Source organism: Saccharibacter sp. EH611 (assembly GCF_009834765.1).
GTDB lineage: Bacteria > Pseudomonadota > Alphaproteobacteria > Acetobacterales > Acetobacteraceae > Saccharibacter.
Genome location: NZ_WVHP01000025.1, coordinates 25,768 through 43,423, shown reverse-complemented (window position 1 = coordinate 43,423; position 17,656 = coordinate 25,768). Strand labels below are relative to the sequence as shown.

Sequence of the window (17,656 nt, the reverse complement as noted above, 5' to 3'; positions counted from 1 at the left end):
GGCTCACGATAACGGGGGGATATATGAAACAGTCTTCGCTTTTTTGGATATTGGGAATGACCTTTTTCTCCCTTATCAATAGCGCACAAGCCATCCCCGCTTCTGTCTATAACTACCCTCATTACCTGAACGGAAAGTCAGTCCCTCCCGAGCAGAAAACACCGCACTCATCCTGTTGCCATTGTGAAGAAGCTGCAAAATATGAGGGGGAACAGCTCCTTCGCTATTATGTAAACACTATTCCCAATGAACCTTTCACGCATATTGACGCACAACAGCTAAGTTGGAGCCCTTTACACAAAAGATACAACAATCACCTCGTGTCCCGTGAAATTTACCTTATCACCTTCATACAAAAGAAACATAAAGAATATAAAATACTCGCTACGCTTGATTCTACAGAGGAGGAGTGTGGTCTTTTCAATCGATTTTATACCATAGATAAATTCCTAGATGAAAATTTCTCTCATCCTCCCACCTCCCTATTAACCCCACTACCTCAACCAACTCCCCATCCTTGATGGCGCCCCTACGCAGTCGATACTGTATTAGCCACGGTGACCACCATCCCCAGCAACCTCCATTTGACAACAACCCGAAGACGCGCAACGGATAGATCGTCTTAAATGATGACGGTTATGGAAACGCTATGTTGTCGCTTCTTCTCGCTCTTTCTTCCCTTGCCCATGGTTCAGACACGCCACCAACTTTGTGCAAACCTTCAGAGAAAGTCATTATTAGCGGCGAAACAGCTCAAGGTTATGCATCACTCTGTGCAATTGGCACGGCATGGCATTATCGCTTTGGGCGGCCCGGCCATATCGCCTATGTTTTCCCACGTAATCACGGCCCTGCACAAACCAACTTCGCATGGGGCACCACTGCCGCCAGCACAGCCTACACTCCTGGTGCTGATTACAGCTTTACTGACAATGGAACCCGCACCTTTATTTTCTACTATGGGAGCCCTAACGTAAAAAACCTTCAGGCTGGTGTTATTCAAATACGAGATAGCGCTATTCTCTCCAATCTCCCCTTCAAAACCATCCGTGCAGAAAGCGCACAAGGCTTGCGCTATGCCATACAAGCGCATGTGCCTCTGCTCATGAGGAGTGATCCGGTTCATTACCCGCAAGGGTTTCGGCTACCACCTCCTTCTAAGGCGGCAACTCAGACACCGTGAAGCGCTGCACGTCAGAAGCTACTGAATTGCTTTTTACCGCCGTCCCACGCATGATGCGGGCATAGGTTATGTCGTGGGGGAATAATATGATGAAGCCGTTGATGGCCCTAGTAATGATAAGCACGATGCTTATCTCAGAACATGCGGCTTATGCACTGCCACACACTAGGAAGCACCATCACGTTCATCATAAAAAAGCGGCTTCTCCTGCCGCCGATGATAGCGCTTCCAAACCACCGCCAGCACCCGAACGTACCCCTTTATGCAACAATGATGAGACCGTCATCTTTGGATGCGATACGGGTGATGCGCTCGTCGCGTTATGTCAGTCCCACGACACAATGCAGTATCGCTTCAGTCAGCCAGGGCTGCTGGATGCACATTATCCCGACACGCCACAGCCTATGTCCCAAGCTTTTCGCGGTGACATCATGGAGTTCCCCGATGGAGACGGCGCTTACGTCACCTTTGTGCAGAATAATCAACGGATCACCGTTCTCACCGCTTTAGACGCCGCTGGCATGTCCATCAAAAAAGATCCCACGAGTGAGCGTGAAGTCAGCAATGCGATCTGCCGCAAAGGAACCATTTCTTCCCAACTCGGCAAAGCATTCTTTCAAACAAACAAAATAACACCTCCCGATAGCCTTCCAGACAGCCCGCACGAGCCCTATCGCTTTCGCGTTCCTTTGGACTTTTACCCAACAAGCTCGGGCTTATAGACCCACATTTCTAACGCCGTAAGCCCAGCTTTATACGCTATTTTGTCTGGAAAACGTCTCTCACAATGCGCATACTCACCCTGCTCGCTCTGAGCTTTGTTACTCTTTCCTCCCACACCGCACGAGCTGCACCTCTGCCAACGCTGTGCACGGCTGAGGAAGACGTCGTCATCAGTGGAGAGACCCCACGCGGCTTTGCCTCACTCTGTGCAGGAAAGAACGATGTATGGCATTATCGCTTCGGTGAGCCGGGGCATGTCACCTATGTCTTCCCCCGTGATAATAGCCCAGCTCAGAAGAATTTTGTTCTCAAAAAGAACCTGAATGACCCGGTGGATATTATTGGAGAGGGTGTGGAGCCAATGCCTCCCCTCGTCTCGCCCGACACATGTCCTGATAACATGGGCAGTGTCTTCGCGTTCTATGATCATGGACGCTTCGTTTATATCTTTGATGAAATTCGCACAATATGGGGGGATCACCATCATATTATTGGGAAAATTGCAGGCATCGCCTTCTCCCACGCATCCGGTACCGAGCTCACGCGCCTCCCCTTCACACGAACAACCGCCGGGAGCCAATGGGGTGATAGGCTAGCCAAAAACAGTAAGCTTCCCCTCTCATTTGAGCATGTATCAGAGCCAGATAACCCTTATATTTACATCGGCAGCCCTAATATTACCGAACAATTCTCTTCTCTTGTTCAACCAACCAATATCCCCCCACCTATCTTGCGAGACGCCCATTCCGATCCTGAAGTCACTCTTTGTCTGCCAACAGAACATATTCTTCTCAGCGCAGAAACAGACCATGGCTATGTGTCCCTCTGTGCCGGCCTCCATAGCTGGCATTATCGCACCGGTACCCCTAACCATCTCACCTATATTTTTCCTGCCGATAATAGTCCACCTTACAAAAACTTCTCATTTTCCCGCGTAAAGGTCATCTCCACTAGAGGATATGGCGTCGTATATGGCTTCACAGACCATCATATTCAAACAACCATTTTCCATGTGTCCGATAATAGGGACGACTATTTGCCATTAGGCAAGATAGCTGGCTTAATGCATCGTAAAAACCATCATATTATTAAAGAAATTCTTCTGAAAAATACTATCGATATAAATAACTCACTTGATGACCCTTCTGCTTTTCTTATTCACTTACAGCATAATGAAAAGTTAAAGTGCTATGATGATGATTTTACAGTTCCCAAAAAAATAAAGAAATTGGGGTTCCAGTATCATGATGCACCCTATCCATGATAAAAAGGTTCGATAAATGTCTAATAAAATTGTTCTATCAGAAGACCAGTTTTCAAAACTCAAAAAAAACACTTCACCAAAAAATAATTTTAACGGATTCAACGAATATAATGCGCTACTCTCTAAATATAACATTGTAACCCCAAAATCCATTGCAGCTTTTTTCTCTCAAATAAAAATAGAAAGTAAGAATTTTACGCGATTATCAGAACAATATAATACTGGGAAAGTTGTTCCTATCAACACATAAGGTGATGTAGACGAACCAGATCACTCTAAAGTCATTAAATCAGGAGATGGCGACGGTTTTTTCAACACCCGATATGACACCATCCAGGTTAATAACAAAAGAATTCGAATGAAAAAAATAAATGGGAAAAATGTTAAAGTCATATCATGGAGAAACAAAAACCATAAGCTTAAACAAGTCGATAATAACCATTTAGGCAACACACATCCTGGTGATGGATCGCGCTTCCGTGGGCGTGGGTTTCTCCAAAATACCGGACGTGCTAATTATGAGAATATAACCAAGAAAATTCGTCAATATAATCGCAATATTGACCTTATTAAAAACCCTACCGACCTCACAAATGTAGCAATCGCTTTTGAAGTAGCCGCTTTCACGTTTATGGATGACAACCTCATTCCGGTTGCTGAACATGTTGATACAACACGTGCACAAAGCATCTATAATACAAACCACAAAATTACTTACAAAATTAATGGAGGATTTAACCAAGTTCAAGAGAGGCTAGATGCCTATGTCTCAGCGTTATCCATTATGGGCTGCCTCAACCAGCCCATTAAAGACGACCCATCAAAATGGCGTATCGCCAAAGCTCTTAAACAATCACAGGATGCAGAAAAGAAACCTAAAGCTCTTCCTGCTAGCCCTAATGCGGCACAAAAACGCGTCGCCCGCGCCGTGGCCGCCTGAACTCAGCACCGCGCTGGCCATCATCGCCGTAGTTAGAGAAGGGTTTTCATCTCGTAACTCTTTTATATAAAGGACACCCCCATCATGACCCTCTCCGCCACTGACATTCTCAACAACGCTCAGAATTCCCTTTCACGCTCTGTTGGTTCTGGCATGAACGACATTTGCTATGAAGGAACGGTTCTCTTCCGCCAATATCGTAAAATCGTTCTGCCTCTTGATCGTTTTATCTTCTGGCTTGCAACCCCCCAGACCATGTCTATTACCGGAAGCCTTCATATTGAGACGCATAATCGCCATACTGAAACGGAGCGCTATGACTATAGCAATATGGTCCTCACCACTCAGGAGGAAGTGCAAACGTTCCACCAAAAACCAACCGATACATTATGGATGGCCTGTATTGATGGAACACATTTCTCTATTGATGGGCAGAAGAAGCATTTCAAACAAGCGGGTTTATTTCATTATTTTGGTTCTAATGTTCCCCCCTCCTTCAGAAGCCAATTTATCCATACAGAAGCAGAGCTAGACGATTACCATCCTGTTATCAGCTCATCTTTGCCCATTTTCCTTGCTCTTCCGCATATCGGGAGCCCAGCGTTAGGCTGGTGCCCTTGGCCTAAAGATGTCCCCATTTTTCCAAGTTTTAGCTCGCCAGACAATCAAGAACCACCGTATATCATCATTCATAACGATCCCCACAGCGCTCAACCTGTAGGGTTAGGGACAGTCGACCCCACAACAGGCGCTTCAACACAGATGATGACAGAAAAGGTTAAACTCACCCTTATTGGCCTTCCCCACCAAAAAGCCTCCAATATTCGTGATTATATTCGCCATTGGGCACTCCTGCACCCAGATACTCTTGGTATTACAAATATACCCGTCATTGTTGATGAAAAAAGCACTCTTGATGAAATATCAGCACTCTCAATGATGAAACATTTAGAGTTCGATGTCATGTATATCCAAAACACAGCACGCGATTGTGCATTCAAGCTTATCGAACACGCTAAAATGACCCTTAAGAGCGATACGCGCACCGTTCCTTCCTCGTAAGTCCTCCCTTACCGCACGGCTTCATAAACGCTATAGTGCGAGAACGATGTCATAAAGGGCTCTTCATCCCCCATGCGTTCACTGATCTCGCTAGCCTTGAGTGTAGCCTCTCTTGCCTTCCATAAGGCTCATGCAACAGCTCTCCCTACGTTATGCACGTCTGATGAAATAGTGGTGATTAATGGTGAGACACCACGGGGCTTTGCTTCCCTCTGTGCTAGACCAAACAACGTATGGCATTATCGCTTTGGCGAACCGGGACATATCACCTATATCTTTCCCCGCGATAACAAGCCTGCTGACACATATTTTCATATGGAAATTTCACAGTATGGCCATAACCTTGGGGGAACAGCTTACGCTTTTGTGGATCGCACGACGGCCGTCTTTATATTCGATGGATTAGCCACTCATTGGGGAAGAAAACGCAATATTCTTAATAAAGTATCAGGAGTGACCATCACACGTCTTGATTATACGTATCCTCCGCAAGACCTGCCTTTTATTCGCTCTTCTCCAGGAGGTATGAAAAGTTGGCAGCAATCTCCTGAGCTTATGCTCAGCAACTTTCCAGATTTATCGTCTCACCCAAACTCTTTCCATTTACCTTCTCCGATAGGTTTTTATGTATCAACAGACGAAGGTATTCCTCCTATTTATCGAGCTTTTTCTCAATTATCCCATTTTTCTATCCCGCTTGACCTCCGTCCTCCAGAAGATCGCTTGCAGCCTTCTCTTTGTTCACCAACAGAGAAAATTATCGTGAGTGGGGAAACCCCAAAAGGTTATGCCTCGTTATGTGCAGATGTCACAAGCTGGCATTATCGTTTTGGTAAACCCAACTCTATTTCCTATATTTTCCCGCACAATAACAATCCAGCCCATGAAAATTTTTCATATAATAGTTTAGGTTCTAGTGAAGATCCAAAAGAAGGATATATTTATTACTTTAACGATAAAAATGTAAGCGTGTCCATTTTTTCAATGACTCATGCATGGTGGGAAAATCGTTTTTATAGAGATCATAACGCCTCCGATATCCCATCCTATGACATCTCTGATAGAATGGAAGGAACGGTAGGAGGGGTTATTACAGAAAAGGCCGGGATAAACCGCGACATACTTCCATTTCACTTTAACAAAGTAGATACTTTAGTTCCAAAAATAGAAAATTATTATTATATTTCCAATACTCTTCCAACGAATAAAAAGGGAAAAAATATCAATATACTTCCATATTTTTCCACACTCTTCCCTCGGTAAACCAACTTTCATTTAAATATTACCGAAAATAATTATGCCAATAAAAAATCACAGACGACACGATCATCTCAGAACTTAATCCCTTCTCCTTTTCTTAGCACGGCTGTCTCACAAGGCGTGCAGAACGCGCTGCGCGTGCGCGTCTATGCACGCTCATGAAGTCCTTCTGCCGCCTTCTGAAACAGCCCCTCAAAGGAACTTTCATGCCTAATATTGTTACCATTAACGAAAGCGTCATTCGTGGCGCTATGCCGAACCTGCTTCAGCAGAAAGCCTGCTTGGTGAGCCTCGGCGCAACATCCCTCAAAGCCGGACAAACAGCTGAGGCGTCTTCCCTGTCTGACGTGCTAGCCCTGTTGGCCCCGTTCAATACGGCACAGGTCGCTGGCTCTACGTCCAACGAAAACCCACCTGTCGCTCAGAGCACAAGCAACACGAGCAGCGCTGCTCCCGATGCAGGCGGCTCAAACGGCTCTGCTCACGACAACACAGCCGCCATGACCGAACTCACCGCCATGGCGCAGTCATGGTTCGCCAATACGACGGCCGGCTGCTGGGTGCTAGAGCTTGGTCAGATTGCCGCAACGACGATCGAAAGCGCGTTGAGCCAGTTTACCGAAACATATCCGCAGCTTTTTTACGCTTATGTGCTGCCGCGTGGCGCACAGAATGACCCTAATCTGCCCTCCTTCCTCGCCAACCAGTCCAGCTCAGATGGCCGTGTCTATTTCTTCCTGTGTGGGGATAAAGACGGCTACAAAAAACTGCTTGTTAACGGCGTCGGCCAGAAATCCACCTTCTACGGTGCCGAATATACGGGTTCCGTCGTGCGTGAGGGCACAACAGCCGCCAACACAGCGCAAGAACATCTTGCAGCAGCCGTCGCGGCACAATTCTGTAATGCACGCCCGAGCGGATTAAACCGCCTTGCTCCAATGAGCTTCCGCCAGCTCACAGGCATTACCCCATGGACGGAAGCTGGACATGGGCCGAACTTTGCCGACCTCAAACGCAATAATATCGGCTTTGCAGGCACAGCCAATGAAGGCGGCGTGGAAGGCAGCATCCTCTTCTGGGGCACGTTCAGCAATGGCGACACCATGTCTGGCTGGTATGGTGCAGATTGGTGCTCTATCAATGTCGAACTCCAGCTTGCTAACGCGATCATTGAAGGCAGCCAGCCGGGAATGCGCCCTCTGGTATACAGCCAAGAAGGCATTAACCGCCTTACCGCGCGCGCTCAGCAGACACTTGATAGCGCTGTCACGGGTGGATGCATCCTTGCTCAGTATGAGCTGGAAGCAACCGACTTCAACAGCTACATCACCGCCAACCCATCCGACTATACGACAGGCACCTATAACGGCCTTGCGGCCACGGTCGTGCCCGTACGCGGCTTTACAAGCCTGACATTCAACCTTGCGATCGACTTTAGCGGTCAGACCGCCACGTCATCCACCAAAGCGGCTACAGGAGCTTAATCATGGCCATTAATCCCGCAACGGCTCAAGGCGTCCTCAACCGCCTTCGGGCTTCTCTGATTGTTGATTCCAATTCTGCATTGAACGTCACGTCAGACTTTCTTTCCACAGAAGGTATTAAAATCGCGCCAACTGGTGATACCACCAAAATGATCGACACGATGACCGGCATGGTGGGAAGTCAAGAAGCCAAACAACAAATCAAAATTACCGTTAACCTCAACCGTGCACAGAATTTAGCCAACGAATGGCTAAAGCAAGTCAAAAAGAACTCCTATCTCGGGCAAGTGCGCATTATCAGCGATAGCCCAGTGCAGGATGATCGCACAGTCCTCAATTGTTTTATTACACAACAGCCTCAAGAAGACCTCAACGGCACCATGGCCAAATGGAGCGTCGAACTCACCGGCTATGAGATCATCAATAGTGATCTCTGGTCCTTGTCCTAATCCATAACTTACGAAAGACAGCGGCCTTGTGCCGTTGTCTTTCGTAAACAAGTATTTTTCCTCTCCGTTCACGAAAGAGAGGGTACGCCGATGACATAAAACTTTATAACGAGATGAGAGTACCCCTATGGCCGTCAAACCACCTACTAGTTTTAATATGGGAACAAACTATTGCCTCCATAATCCTAATCAAGTGGAAAATAATAATACAAAAGAACTAGATAAAAAAGTTGAATCAATTCCAAAAAATTTAAATAAATCCAGTACTATGGGAGACATATTATCTGGTGCTTCCGAGAATAATGCAGGAATCAGAACAATCGGAGCGGAAGGCTCATCCCTTTCCCGTAGTACTAACATGCCAGTTGGTGCCTCCCAAGCCCTTAGCCTTCAGAATATAGGCTTGGATTTTATCCCAAAGTTAGAAAAACTAGTTTCCGTAGCAGAAGTTAATGACGAGGAAAAACAGGCCGTTATTAAACTTGGGGCACGCCCAAAGCATCTTGATGGGAAGCATAATTTCGAGGCTGTTCTAGACTTATTGCGAAACCTTTCCAATCTTCCTACCATAGCCCAAAACCAACCCCACAAACCCAACGAACCACCGCCTTCATTAGAAAAATATCTTCAAAGTATCGGCTTATCCTCGGATATTGAAGACATTAATCCAACAAATATCGCTTTGGTCGCCGCTGAGGCACAGCGATTAGGACAACCTAAAATTAATTCCTTAATTAAAACTGCCAGAAGAGACTCTAAGAAGTTTGATGTCCCTGTAGAAGATCTTGACGATGCCCGGAATGCTCGTATTGCTTCTGTAAGGCTTGAAACCGTTAATCTGATAGAAGGTGTCAAAAGAACTCATACAGCCCAAAAAATATTTGCCACAAGCCTTAATGACGCGATTAATGCACTTTCAATGGTGCAACGAAAAATTGACCAAAAAACAAACTCTTTATGGGGCGTAGGCGGTGAAGCCACAATGGTTGGAACCACCGTTGGCACAACAATCGGGGCAATGGCTACTCAAAAAATTGCATCGTCAGCGATGAAAAAAGCCACGCCGAGCATTGTGAGAGGCGCCACCCGTCTCGGCTTAACAGGTTTAGCAGAAGGTGTCCTAGCTGATGGCGTGCTAGAGGGCGGAGCCGCCGCACTTGCCGGTGGCCTTGCCGCCACCCCAGTCGGCTGGATTGCTCTTGGAGGGGCAGGCATCGCCCTCGGGAGCTACGCTGCCTATAAATATTTCTCACACCCCTCAGACGATGATAAACCTGAAGACACAAAGACTCCCTCTCCGATACAACAAAATTCTTCCCCTACAGTTCCAACGGTAACAGGCGCGCATCCAGCTCCCACACAAATGCAGAACCCTCCTCCTACAGCGCCCCCTGCTGCCATGGGCGTACCCTCATCACCCCCTCAAGCAAAGACCATACACCCTGCGGCATGGTCCCCCGCACCATTCCCTCATTCGTCTTCAAATGGTCCTACATCAATAGGGGCACCCCCCACTTCTGCAACCATGCAAACGGTTATTGGTATGAATGCACAGCCCATAGAAAGCATCATCCTTTCTGTCGTCCCAGCGCAATCTGGTGGCGCTTCCTCTATTCTGCGAGAGAAAGAGCCCTCTCCGCCTCCAGCCGCTTCTCTTCCGTCCTCAGCTCCTTCTCTACCATTTCAGCTCGACTCATTATCTTCCGCCATTTCTCCAGCGTCTTTAACAACGACGCACAACCAAAACGTTGATGTAAATGTGAATGTTCTAACAGGACAAGACGTCTCTGTTGCCCTTCAGCAATCACGTATTGTTTAAGCCGCCTAAGGGAAGAGCTATTTTAGCTCACCCCATTTCTCAACAGGCGTCTTACTCATCAGATATGCACGATGTGTAATCTGGCGCTGCTCATCGACCGTCTTAAACAAAAAAGAACGCTCAATGATAATACGACTATTCGCATATGAAGGATTTAAATAATACGGCATACCAGAGGCATTTACATCCTCCGGGAACAATTCTTTGATAAAAGGATGAGCCTTATATTGTAAATATAGATCTTCTACAAAACATTTCCTCATATCCTTTGACGTTCCTTTCCCCGCAGATAAATATTTATGGTAATAATCAGAATAACAATTACGGACATTTTTTTCCAACATGAGGATATTACCATGTTCCCTAATATCTTTCTCAGACGCATGGATGAAGCCCTCCCACTCTGTGGGGATATTATTCCCATAAGCAGCCCCACCTACAGCGCAGAGTAGGATAACCAACACAGGTAAAAAATAAGCTTTGTTATTGAACTGAAGCACGTTCAGAAACCTCATAAATTGCCCTCTCCGTAACATCCAGACCATCTAGCTGAGTATCCTTATATGTATCCCATAACCTCAGATAGTCTATTTTTATAGCATACATAGATAATGTTACTCTTAAAGCAGACTCAACTCTACTGTAGAAAGAATATGTATTTTTATCTTGATAATCAGGACTCGCGGAATAATGCACTATAGAATCTTGCAAATAACATTCTTGTAGTTTTTTAGCGCGTGTCTCATTAGCAAGTAGATTTTCTTTTAAATCAATATATCCATCTTTATCCAATGGACCAATCGCGGGAATATCCTTCACAACATCATCATAACATTCCACAGTGATCTTCTCTATCAGCGGAAAATCACCCCGTGCAGCGGCAAACCTCAATCCTGTTGAAGCATTAGCAAGCATCTCTTCCCATGCCTTTTTCGCGGTCAAGCTAGGCTCGACTTGCACCCCTTGTGCATAAGAATTTAGCGGCATAATCAGCAAACCAAACCCTAAACATAGGCCTAATACCCCGGTTCGTTTCATATAACTCTCCTCTTCTTGCCGCCACCTTCCAAGAAAGATCATACTTTGTCAAAAAAGGATCGTTATTTTAATATCTCTCATTTGAAAAATTTTGCACAATTAGGAATTTTTTACTAATATTCTCAATAAGATAATCAAACTAGCCTAGCTCAACATCGACAGACGCCAAAGCCAGAATTCCTATTCCTTTACACAGAAGGAAGCCCTTAATTCACCACCACAAAGTGAAGATATCATTATCCAACTCAACAACATGACAGGACAGGATTTCTCTTTGGCTGCTGTGACTAGTCGCACAGCTTAACGCGACTAGTCCCATTGAAATTTTTTCTGAACACGCCGCCAAATCTCTTTCCCTCCATATGCCTTCAACCACCGTACTTCCGCGTGGCTCAGATCACTTCCATCGTCATAATCAGAAAAAGTAATACCTGGATATGGATAACTATACACACTGGGATAATGATATTGTCCATAATACGGCCTATCTTCTATATCAATATCATAAGAGTATGGAAGCTGTGTCTCCAGAACATAAAGTTCTGTGAGCAAAGTTTTATTTTTTATACTACCTCTATTATCCCCATCAATAGAATTTCTTATATCAACATAAACACAAAATAAATAAAACAAACCTAAGTGATGGTTTTCATGATACCATCCATTTCCACTTTAACCCTCATCAATATTTATGTGACCAAGCTCATTAACAGACGTAGAAATATTTTCTATAATATCTTTATAAGCTCTTTCCACTAATTGGTTAGAAGAAGAAGGTGCAGGTGTTCTATATTCTAGATAGAAATCAAGAATATGTGTGCTCTTCACCATAGCCTCCCCATGATAAGCGAGCATAAGAAGAAAAATTCCCCCCGCGAATAGAGGCCATCTCTTTTTCAAACTCCAGTTTTTTTCCACCATCCCTCTAATCATGGCTGCGCCCTCTCCCTGTCGTTTTCTCTAATATATCCAAAAAATTACGTTATTTTCTGTGGGGCATAGGCCGTTGCCCAGAGCCTTTCTCGTTTATTATCAAATAACAAAATATCAGCCAGAAAACTTGAAGGCGCTATAATATTCCACCATTCTTCTGGCTGCTTAAATATAACACCTTTCCCCCCACCTCTCATTAAATCCAGCTGCACCGTTCGCCATTCTATGAAGCATTTCTGTGCGTCATAACGCTCTGCTAATTTGTGGCGCACAATGCGTTCATCGATGCAAAGACGCATCTCTTTATCAATGTGAGAGGCCAACTCCCCAGCCTTATACCGCTGAAGCAAATCATCCTTAGCCTCCCGTATCATACGCTCTCCATACTCAGGAGCTCCTGGGCCACCCACCACATCAAAATAGGCCAAACACACAAAAGTAATCGTCTTTTGCACAGGTGGGAGTTCAAAAAGAGCAGAAAAGGGCACCTTTGGGAACAGCACAATCGCACAAACCAACCCCATAACCAAAACGACACCCCAACAAGTCTGCACGATCTTCCGCATCTCTTCGCCCCTGCCATTATAGAAAAGCCACCTAGGCTTTACACAGCCCTCGCCATTTCGTCACGTATGATCATCCCCCAAGGCGCCCATAAACAGCACATCCCGCCTAAGGCAGGACTTCAGCCTTTTTCTCCTCCTACACTGGCTCTCCTCTTTTAAGAGAGCCAGTGTAACCCTTTACGCAATAGCGCAGTGCTTTCGATACCGCAGCACGCTGCACTTTCCCTTTATTATCTTTCTTTAGGAATTTACTCATGTCATCTGTTACCATCAATGAAGCTTTAAACTTAGTCGTTCCTCTAAGCGATGACCGGGGCCATGTTTATTGTCCACCGCTCTCCCGTGAAGCTTTTGAGCAATGCTGGAAGCTCTTTGCACGCACCTGGAGTGTTCTGGAAAGCGATGATCTCGGTATTACGACAGGTTCAGCTGTCGCTGCACTTGCATTGAAGGAATGCGCCGAAAGCGGTGCCGCAAACGATATGGAAAAATATCATGCTGTCATGGCCGAAATTCGCCGTAATACCACCTTTATCGGTGCAACATCGGAAGGTTTTACACCTGTTCCACTCGCAACAGCAGAAAAGAAAGGATGGCTACAAGAGGATGATCGATACGACGTCGAAAATATCATCGTTTTTTTTACTGTTGCCTCTGCCCTTCTGCCGAAGAAGAGACAAGGGAGAATCCTACACTTTCTGACCTTACTCAGAGACGTGGAAGCTTCCTCCTTGACTGTTACTCAGTACCTCGATTCCTTGCGGAACTCGACGAAGGACGACGCTACTGGCGAGACAGTAACAGTATAATCGCATCTGTTTTTGACTGGATGTCTGGCCCTGGCTTTAAAGAAAGCTTGGGGTCAGAAAGCGACTTCGACAGTGCCGCCCATTATCGTGCCCGCGTCTTTTCACCTCCACTCTCTTAGAATATAAGATATTTTATTAATATTACGTATTTTCCAGTAATATATCTTTATATTCTTTCTATTTTCTATATTTATTTGTGAGTTTTTATTATGCCTGCATCTTTCAACCCAGAAGCAATGATCGCATCAGAGCTGGCTGGTAGCAGTTTCCAAACCCTCAAAAATGAGCATGATGTACATGATGCATTGCAGAAGTATGCAGCCGAACTTGAAGCGGAAGCTGGTGGGTATAACCTCCAAATTGGCCAATACATTGCTCTTAAAGCAGACTTCCAAGGTTTCAGTGACCTCCAAACCCTTTTAGACCTAACGCGCTCCATTATCTATAACAATCAAAATAAAGAAGCAGCACGTTCTATTGGCGTTTCAGGGAAAGCTCTTGATAGTAACAACTCCTTTGATATTGTGAAATCTCTTATTGCGCAGCTTCCACATGTTCTAGAATATGCTACTAAAGAACATAAAGATGTCATCTCTTATCTCCACGAAAAAGGATTCCGTGACGATTTAGCAGAAAATATTAACGCGTACCATATTCAGCTACAAGCACAAAGCCTCGCCAAAGCAACACCCCAAGATCGTGAAACTCTCACCAAAAATCTCGACCGCGATGGGGCACTTTACAAAATTTCCCCGCAAGAAGCAGCAGACACACGTATCGCTAAAACTGAAAGCGACCGATTTAACTATTCGTTAATAATGGAAGGCATAAAAACCACACATAATGCGCAAAAGTTATTTGCAATCACCGCGGAGCAATTTACAACGAAATTATTACAGGTTGAAGACGTTATCAATTACTGGACCAATTCATTCGGCGGTGTCGGGGGAGAAATCTCCCTCTTTGATGGATCACTCGCCGGAGCCGTCATAAGCAACACAACCGGAAGTGGCCTTACTGGACTTGGGCTAGGTGGAACTAGAGGCCTCGGCTCTCTCATGCGCAGTAAGATACCTTCCCAAGCCCGTAATTTTGTCAGACACGAGCCGCTTTTTACCGGAATAGGTGTAACCTCAACAGTAGGAGCAACTGCCACGCTGTTATCTTCTCAACGCTCTCCCGAACCGACACCTTCTTCCTCAAACTCCCTAACACCACCGACGTCCACTAATAACGAACATCCAAAAGATGCTACTAAGAATGCTACTGACACGACAAAGGCTCCCACCCCACAGCCAACGGCTTATACGAAAATTATTAACCATTCACCAAATGTCACCAACAATCTTCAAGAACATCCTGCTGATGCAACCGCTTCCAAAAGCTTTTCTCATCCTGACCGCCCCATAACTCACCACGTTTCTTCTCATCATCTCGCTCACATTCTAACCACGCACTCCACCCATACTCATTTCCATACGCACTCCCATCAGACACATTCTCATCGTCAACATTCCCAACATACACAGTATCATTCTCATCAATATCATTATGAGCAAAATAATTATTTCACCACCCCACCTCAAGTTGGACAAGATGCACCTATTTCGTATAAACAGTCCTCACTCCCATAACAAAAAAACACTCTATTCCAGCGCGGCTTGATACACCTCGTGCACAACATAATATTGTTCCTTTAAAGAAGGGAATAAAAGAGAACGATATAAAAGCAAACGCGTTCTCACAGGAGTACCCAAAAACGTAGGTATTGCTGCTGTATAAGGATCTCTCATGAATGGTTTCTTCATCTGAAGAAATTCGATCTTATCCTCATAATAAAGATCCTCTACATAACATGATTTGAGCCTCACACTAGATAAAATAGTCTTCCTCATATGTTGATGATCATCCGCTCTGGTCGACGTATTTTCCTGGTAAATTCGTTCCATCTCATGCCGATAACATTGCTTGATCTTCTCTCTTAATTCATCTGTCGTATCCGCTTGCTGAATATCTTCCCATGCCCCTACCCATATTTCGTGCCACTCTGGCACAATGTCCTCGTCTGCCTGCGCAGAAATAGGAACAAAAAAACCACAAAATAAAAGAAACAGACCTATTTTTACTGAACGCATCATCTTATCTTCTCCTTCACAACTTAGTGCGAGTGATTCATATCAATAATTTTCTTCATTTCAGGAATTAATTGTGCATCCAGAAAATCCTGATCTTTCATTTCTGGGAAAAGAAGCTGCTTATAGAGTTCCATCTTGATATCAACATCGCCTTGATAATCATCAATCGCTACCCCAATATGTTGATTATCTTTTGCATAGGTATGATAAATATACATGTATTCCATGTAGCATTTTTGTAGCCCTTTCATACGCACATCTTGCCACCCTTCAATTAACGCATCAACTTCTTTCGCATCCGCCTTTTCAATATTAGACGAAAATAATTTATGCGTTTCCTGCATAAAACAAAACTTAGGAGCAAATAAGACAAGCTTCATATCATGGGTTGCTAGAGCATCGCTAATCTCTCCTGCCGCTGCATCAGCACGCCCATGCCAATCTGGCAATAAAGGCGGCGCAACCCAACCGCTCCATGGTTGCGTTTCCACCCCCATCACCTTCAGCCACAATTCTTTAGTGATTGGCTGTTTTACAGCAGCTTCAGACGATTGAATATGAGTACATATACCAGCCATTAATATGCACGCTAGGTGCATAATTTTTTGTCTCCATGCGTTCATCTTCACGTCTATTCCTCCTCACCCATAACAACCAACCTTCTATCTTGACTGAGAAAGATACACCGTTAATTCTTCTATGTCTCCAGCTCTTTTCTCCCACTATTTGAGGACTGCACTGCGCAAGATTTCTCCATCTCATGCAGACAATGTTCACTCCCTCATTGAAGAGGAAGGGACGGATAATGAGGAGGGGACGCTATACGTATCGCTTTCACAATAAATTTTTGCTCCTTAAAGGAAGGGAATAAAAGAGAGCGATACAACACAAGACGGTCTCTAACTGGCGATCCTTCCTCATAACTTAGATTCACATCATAAGGCCCCAGCTGCGCAGGATCACGTTCAGCCATATAATTTAGCTGATATTCTAGATAGAGATCTTCCATATAGCAGGACTTTAACATCAGGCTGCTCATAATCGCCTGCCGTCTATGGAGGAGATAATCCTTTTGGGTGGGAGGCGTTTGCTGAGTAATACGCGCTAACTCATCATGATAACAGGAATCTACTTGGCGGATCAGTCCTTGAGTATCATGGACGTGGCGAATAACCTGCCACACAGGGTCAAACATCTCCTCCCAATGAGGAGGTTGATAAAACTCATCCGCATAAGAAGATGAGGAAGCGCACAGCCCCAGCATGATTGCAGAGAGAAAAATTTTCTTAAAACCCATTGTTCTTTCCTTTTCACGAACCGCTCTTTTACGGCTGGCTGCCCTCAATGATTTTTTTCATTTCTGGAACCAGATGCGTTTCCAGAAATTCTTGATCTTTAATGTCTGGAAAAAGAAGCTGTTTATAAAGCTCTAACTTCTGCTCAACATCCCCTCGGAAAAATTTCATGTAGAAGCTCTCTTTTTGGGAATCTTTGGCAAAAGTTTGATAGACATAAGCATATTCCAAGTAACATTTCTGTAGCTCTCTCATACGCACTTCCTGCCATGCTTCCTTGAAATCATCGAGATCTTTCGCGTCATCCGTAATCTGTGTAAAAACCTTAAAGGTTTCCCGACGAAAGCATCGATATGGCACGAGCAAAAGCAAGTCTCTATTCTTGTTCGCTAATGCATCCATAAGCGGCCCTGCGGCTTCGTAAAAACGTCCTTTCCACTCTGGCAAAAGAGGAGGCGCCTGCCATCCACTTAATGGCTGCACCTCAAGCCCCATACCTTCTTTAAATTGATCCTGCGTTAAAGGTGTTGGAGGAGAGGTCTCCTTAGCCTGCACTAAGCAGGGCATTAGCACGATGAACATTCCCATTACCGGGACAAATTTTCCTTTCCATACGCCCATCGCCGTTTCTTCCTTTTTGTCACGATCCCAAATTTTTTTACCATTAGGCAAGCAACACACACCGTCAACCATTCA

21 protein-coding genes are annotated in these 17,656 nt (G+C 45.0%); 13 read left to right on the top strand and 8 right to left on the bottom strand.

The window, feature by feature from the left end; genetic code table 11:
* Nucleotides 1-23: 23 nt before the first annotated feature.
* From GS535_RS09785 to GS535_RS09740, 11 genes are all read left to right on the top strand, one after another.
* Complete coding sequence (locus GS535_RS09785; RefSeq protein ID WP_160792832.1) at nt 24-521, top strand: hypothetical protein; 498 nt, start codon at nt 24-26, stop codon at nt 519-521.
* A gap of 128 nt (nt 522-649) precedes the next feature.
* On the top strand, nt 650-1,183 hold the full coding sequence (locus GS535_RS09780; protein WP_160792833.1) for a hypothetical protein: 534 nt from the start codon (nt 650-652) through the stop codon (nt 1,181-1,183).
* 86 nt (nt 1,184-1,269) lie between these two features.
* Nucleotides 1,270-1,905: a hypothetical protein gene (locus GS535_RS09775; protein ID WP_160792834.1), complete on the top strand. Its 636-nt coding sequence runs from the start codon at nt 1,270-1,272 to the stop codon at nt 1,903-1,905.
* A gap of 65 nt (nt 1,906-1,970) precedes the next feature.
* Nucleotides 1,971-3,170 carry a hypothetical protein gene (locus GS535_RS09770; RefSeq protein WP_160792835.1) on the top strand — a complete coding sequence of 400 codons (1,200 nt, stop codon included), beginning with the start codon at nt 1,971-1,973 and terminating at the stop codon, nt 3,168-3,170.
* A gap of 16 nt (nt 3,171-3,186) precedes the next feature.
* Nucleotides 3,187-3,420, top strand: coding sequence for a hypothetical protein (locus GS535_RS09765; protein ID WP_160792836.1), 234 nt, complete (start codon nt 3,187-3,189; stop codon nt 3,418-3,420).
* Nucleotides 3,421-3,528: 108 nt separating this feature from the next.
* The gene (locus GS535_RS11050) at nt 3,529-4,110 is read left to right on the top strand and encodes a hypothetical protein (protein WP_202401671.1); all 582 of its coding nucleotides are present in this window, start codon (nt 3,529-3,531) and stop codon (nt 4,108-4,110) included.
* Nucleotides 4,111-4,194: 84 nt separating this feature from the next.
* Entirely contained in the window at nt 4,195-5,172 is a 978-nt protein-coding gene (locus GS535_RS09760; RefSeq protein WP_160792837.1) for a hypothetical protein, read from the top strand.
* 72 nt (nt 5,173-5,244) lie between these two features.
* The gene (locus tag GS535_RS09755; RefSeq protein WP_160792838.1) at nt 5,245-6,435 is read left to right on the top strand and encodes a hypothetical protein; all 1,191 of its coding nucleotides are present in this window, start codon (nt 5,245-5,247) and stop codon (nt 6,433-6,435) included.
* 203 nt (nt 6,436-6,638) lie between these two features.
* Nucleotides 6,639-7,916: a DUF3383 domain-containing protein gene (locus GS535_RS09750; protein WP_160792839.1), complete on the top strand. Its 1,278-nt coding sequence runs from the start codon at nt 6,639-6,641 to the stop codon at nt 7,914-7,916.
* A 2-nt stretch (nt 7,917-7,918) separates the two neighbouring features.
* Nucleotides 7,919-8,365, top strand: a complete 447-nt coding sequence (locus GS535_RS09745) for a hypothetical protein (RefSeq protein ID WP_160792840.1) — start codon at nt 7,919-7,921, stop codon at nt 8,363-8,365.
* Nucleotides 8,366-8,633: 268 nt separating this feature from the next.
* On the top strand, nt 8,634-10,184 hold the full coding sequence (locus GS535_RS09740) for a hypothetical protein (protein ID WP_160799201.1): 1,551 nt from the start codon (nt 8,634-8,636) through the stop codon (nt 10,182-10,184).
* A 17-nt stretch (nt 10,185-10,201) separates the two neighbouring features.
* Here GS535_RS09740 and GS535_RS09735 read toward each other — a convergent pair whose 3' ends face one another.
* From GS535_RS09735 to GS535_RS09720, 4 genes are all read right to left on the bottom strand, one after another.
* Entirely contained in the window at nt 10,202-10,684 is a 483-nt protein-coding gene (locus tag GS535_RS09735) for a hypothetical protein (RefSeq protein WP_160792842.1), read from the bottom strand.
* Nucleotides 10,668-11,222 carry a hypothetical protein gene (locus GS535_RS09730; RefSeq protein ID WP_160792843.1) on the bottom strand — a complete coding sequence of 185 codons (555 nt, stop codon included), beginning with the start codon at nt 11,220-11,222 and terminating at the stop codon, nt 10,668-10,670. Before GS535_RS09730 ends, GS535_RS09735 begins: the two co-directional genes overlap by 17 nt.
* Nucleotides 11,223-11,894: 672 nt before the next feature.
* Nucleotides 11,895-12,143 carry a hypothetical protein gene (locus GS535_RS09725; protein ID WP_160799200.1) on the bottom strand — a complete coding sequence of 83 codons (249 nt, stop codon included), beginning with the start codon at nt 12,141-12,143 and terminating at the stop codon, nt 11,895-11,897.
* A 56-nt stretch (nt 12,144-12,199) separates the two neighbouring features.
* Entirely contained in the window at nt 12,200-12,709 is a 510-nt protein-coding gene (locus tag GS535_RS09720; RefSeq protein ID WP_160792845.1) for a hypothetical protein, read from the bottom strand.
* A gap of 266 nt (nt 12,710-12,975) precedes the next feature.
* Here GS535_RS09720 and GS535_RS09715 point away from each other — a divergent pair, with 266 nt between their 5' ends.
* Both GS535_RS09715 and GS535_RS09710 read left to right on the top strand, forming a co-directional pair.
* Entirely contained in the window at nt 12,976-13,530 is a 555-nt protein-coding gene (locus GS535_RS09715; RefSeq protein WP_160792846.1) for a hypothetical protein, read from the top strand.
* 209 nt (nt 13,531-13,739) lie between these two features.
* Nucleotides 13,740-15,164: a hypothetical protein gene (locus GS535_RS09710; RefSeq protein WP_160792847.1), complete on the top strand. Its 1,425-nt coding sequence runs from the start codon at nt 13,740-13,742 to the stop codon at nt 15,162-15,164.
* Nucleotides 15,165-15,176: 12 nt separating this feature from the next.
* On the opposite strand, the gene GS535_RS09705 is transcribed toward GS535_RS09710, so the two are convergent.
* The 4 genes from GS535_RS09705 to GS535_RS09690 all read right to left on the bottom strand — a co-directional run bounded on the left by GS535_RS09705 (nt 15,177) and on the right by GS535_RS09690 (nt 17,632).
* Complete coding sequence (locus GS535_RS09705; RefSeq protein WP_160792848.1) at nt 15,177-15,668, bottom strand: hypothetical protein; 492 nt, start codon at nt 15,666-15,668, stop codon at nt 15,177-15,179.
* A 20-nt stretch (nt 15,669-15,688) separates the two neighbouring features.
* Nucleotides 15,689-16,294, bottom strand: a complete 606-nt coding sequence (locus tag GS535_RS09700) for a hypothetical protein (RefSeq protein ID WP_160792849.1) — start codon at nt 16,292-16,294, stop codon at nt 15,689-15,691.
* Nucleotides 16,295-16,446: 152 nt separating this feature from the next.
* The gene (locus GS535_RS09695) at nt 16,447-16,962 is read right to left on the bottom strand and encodes a hypothetical protein (RefSeq protein WP_160792850.1); all 516 of its coding nucleotides are present in this window, start codon (nt 16,960-16,962) and stop codon (nt 16,447-16,449) included.
* A 28-nt stretch (nt 16,963-16,990) separates the two neighbouring features.
* On the bottom strand, nt 16,991-17,632 hold the full coding sequence (locus GS535_RS09690) for a hypothetical protein (protein WP_160799199.1): 642 nt from the start codon (nt 17,630-17,632) through the stop codon (nt 16,991-16,993).
* Between the last annotated feature and the right edge of the window lie 24 nt (nt 17,633-17,656).

Excerpts from the sequence above, each read along its gene's own strand:
- GS535_RS09745 (WP_160792840.1), top strand. The coding sequence starts at position 7,919 with ATGGCCATTAATCCCGCAACGGCTCAAGGCGTCCTCAACCGCCTTCGG.
- GS535_RS09765 (WP_160792836.1), top strand. The coding sequence starts at position 3,187 with ATGTCTAATAAAATTGTTCTATCAGAAGACCAGTTTTCAAAACTCAAA.
- GS535_RS09760 (WP_160792837.1), top strand. The coding sequence starts at position 4,195 with ATGACCCTCTCCGCCACTGACATTCTCAACAACGCTCAGAATTCCCTT.
- GS535_RS09705 (WP_160792848.1), bottom strand. The coding sequence starts at position 15,668 with ATGATGCGTTCAGTAAAAATAGGTCTGTTTCTTTTATTTTGTGGTTTT.
- GS535_RS09725 (WP_160799200.1), bottom strand. The coding sequence starts at position 12,143 with ATGGTGGAAAAAAACTGGAGTTTGAAAAAGAGATGGCCTCTATTCGCG.
- GS535_RS09780 (WP_160792833.1), top strand. The coding sequence starts at position 650 with ATGTTGTCGCTTCTTCTCGCTCTTTCTTCCCTTGCCCATGGTTCAGAC.
- GS535_RS09730 (WP_160792843.1), bottom strand. The coding sequence starts at position 11,222 with ATGAAACGAACCGGGGTATTAGGCCTATGTTTAGGGTTTGGTTTGCTG.
- GS535_RS09740 (WP_160799201.1), top strand. The coding sequence starts at position 8,634 with ATGGGAGACATATTATCTGGTGCTTCCGAGAATAATGCAGGAATCAGA.
- GS535_RS09755 (WP_160792838.1), top strand. The coding sequence starts at position 5,245 with ATGCGTTCACTGATCTCGCTAGCCTTGAGTGTAGCCTCTCTTGCCTTC.
- GS535_RS09775 (WP_160792834.1), top strand. The coding sequence starts at position 1,270 with ATGATGAAGCCGTTGATGGCCCTAGTAATGATAAGCACGATGCTTATC.
- GS535_RS09785 (WP_160792832.1), top strand. The coding sequence starts at position 24 with ATGAAACAGTCTTCGCTTTTTTGGATATTGGGAATGACCTTTTTCTCC.
- GS535_RS09695 (WP_160792850.1), bottom strand. The coding sequence starts at position 16,962 with ATGGGTTTTAAGAAAATTTTTCTCTCTGCAATCATGCTGGGGCTGTGC.
- GS535_RS09715 (WP_160792846.1), top strand. The coding sequence starts at position 12,976 with ATGTCATCTGTTACCATCAATGAAGCTTTAAACTTAGTCGTTCCTCTA.
- GS535_RS11050 (WP_202401671.1), top strand. The coding sequence starts at position 3,529 with ATGAAAAAAATAAATGGGAAAAATGTTAAAGTCATATCATGGAGAAAC.
- GS535_RS09710 (WP_160792847.1), top strand. The coding sequence starts at position 13,740 with ATGCCTGCATCTTTCAACCCAGAAGCAATGATCGCATCAGAGCTGGCT.
- GS535_RS09750 (WP_160792839.1), top strand. The coding sequence starts at position 6,639 with ATGCCTAATATTGTTACCATTAACGAAAGCGTCATTCGTGGCGCTATG.
- GS535_RS09770 (WP_160792835.1), top strand. The coding sequence starts at position 1,971 with ATGCGCATACTCACCCTGCTCGCTCTGAGCTTTGTTACTCTTTCCTCC.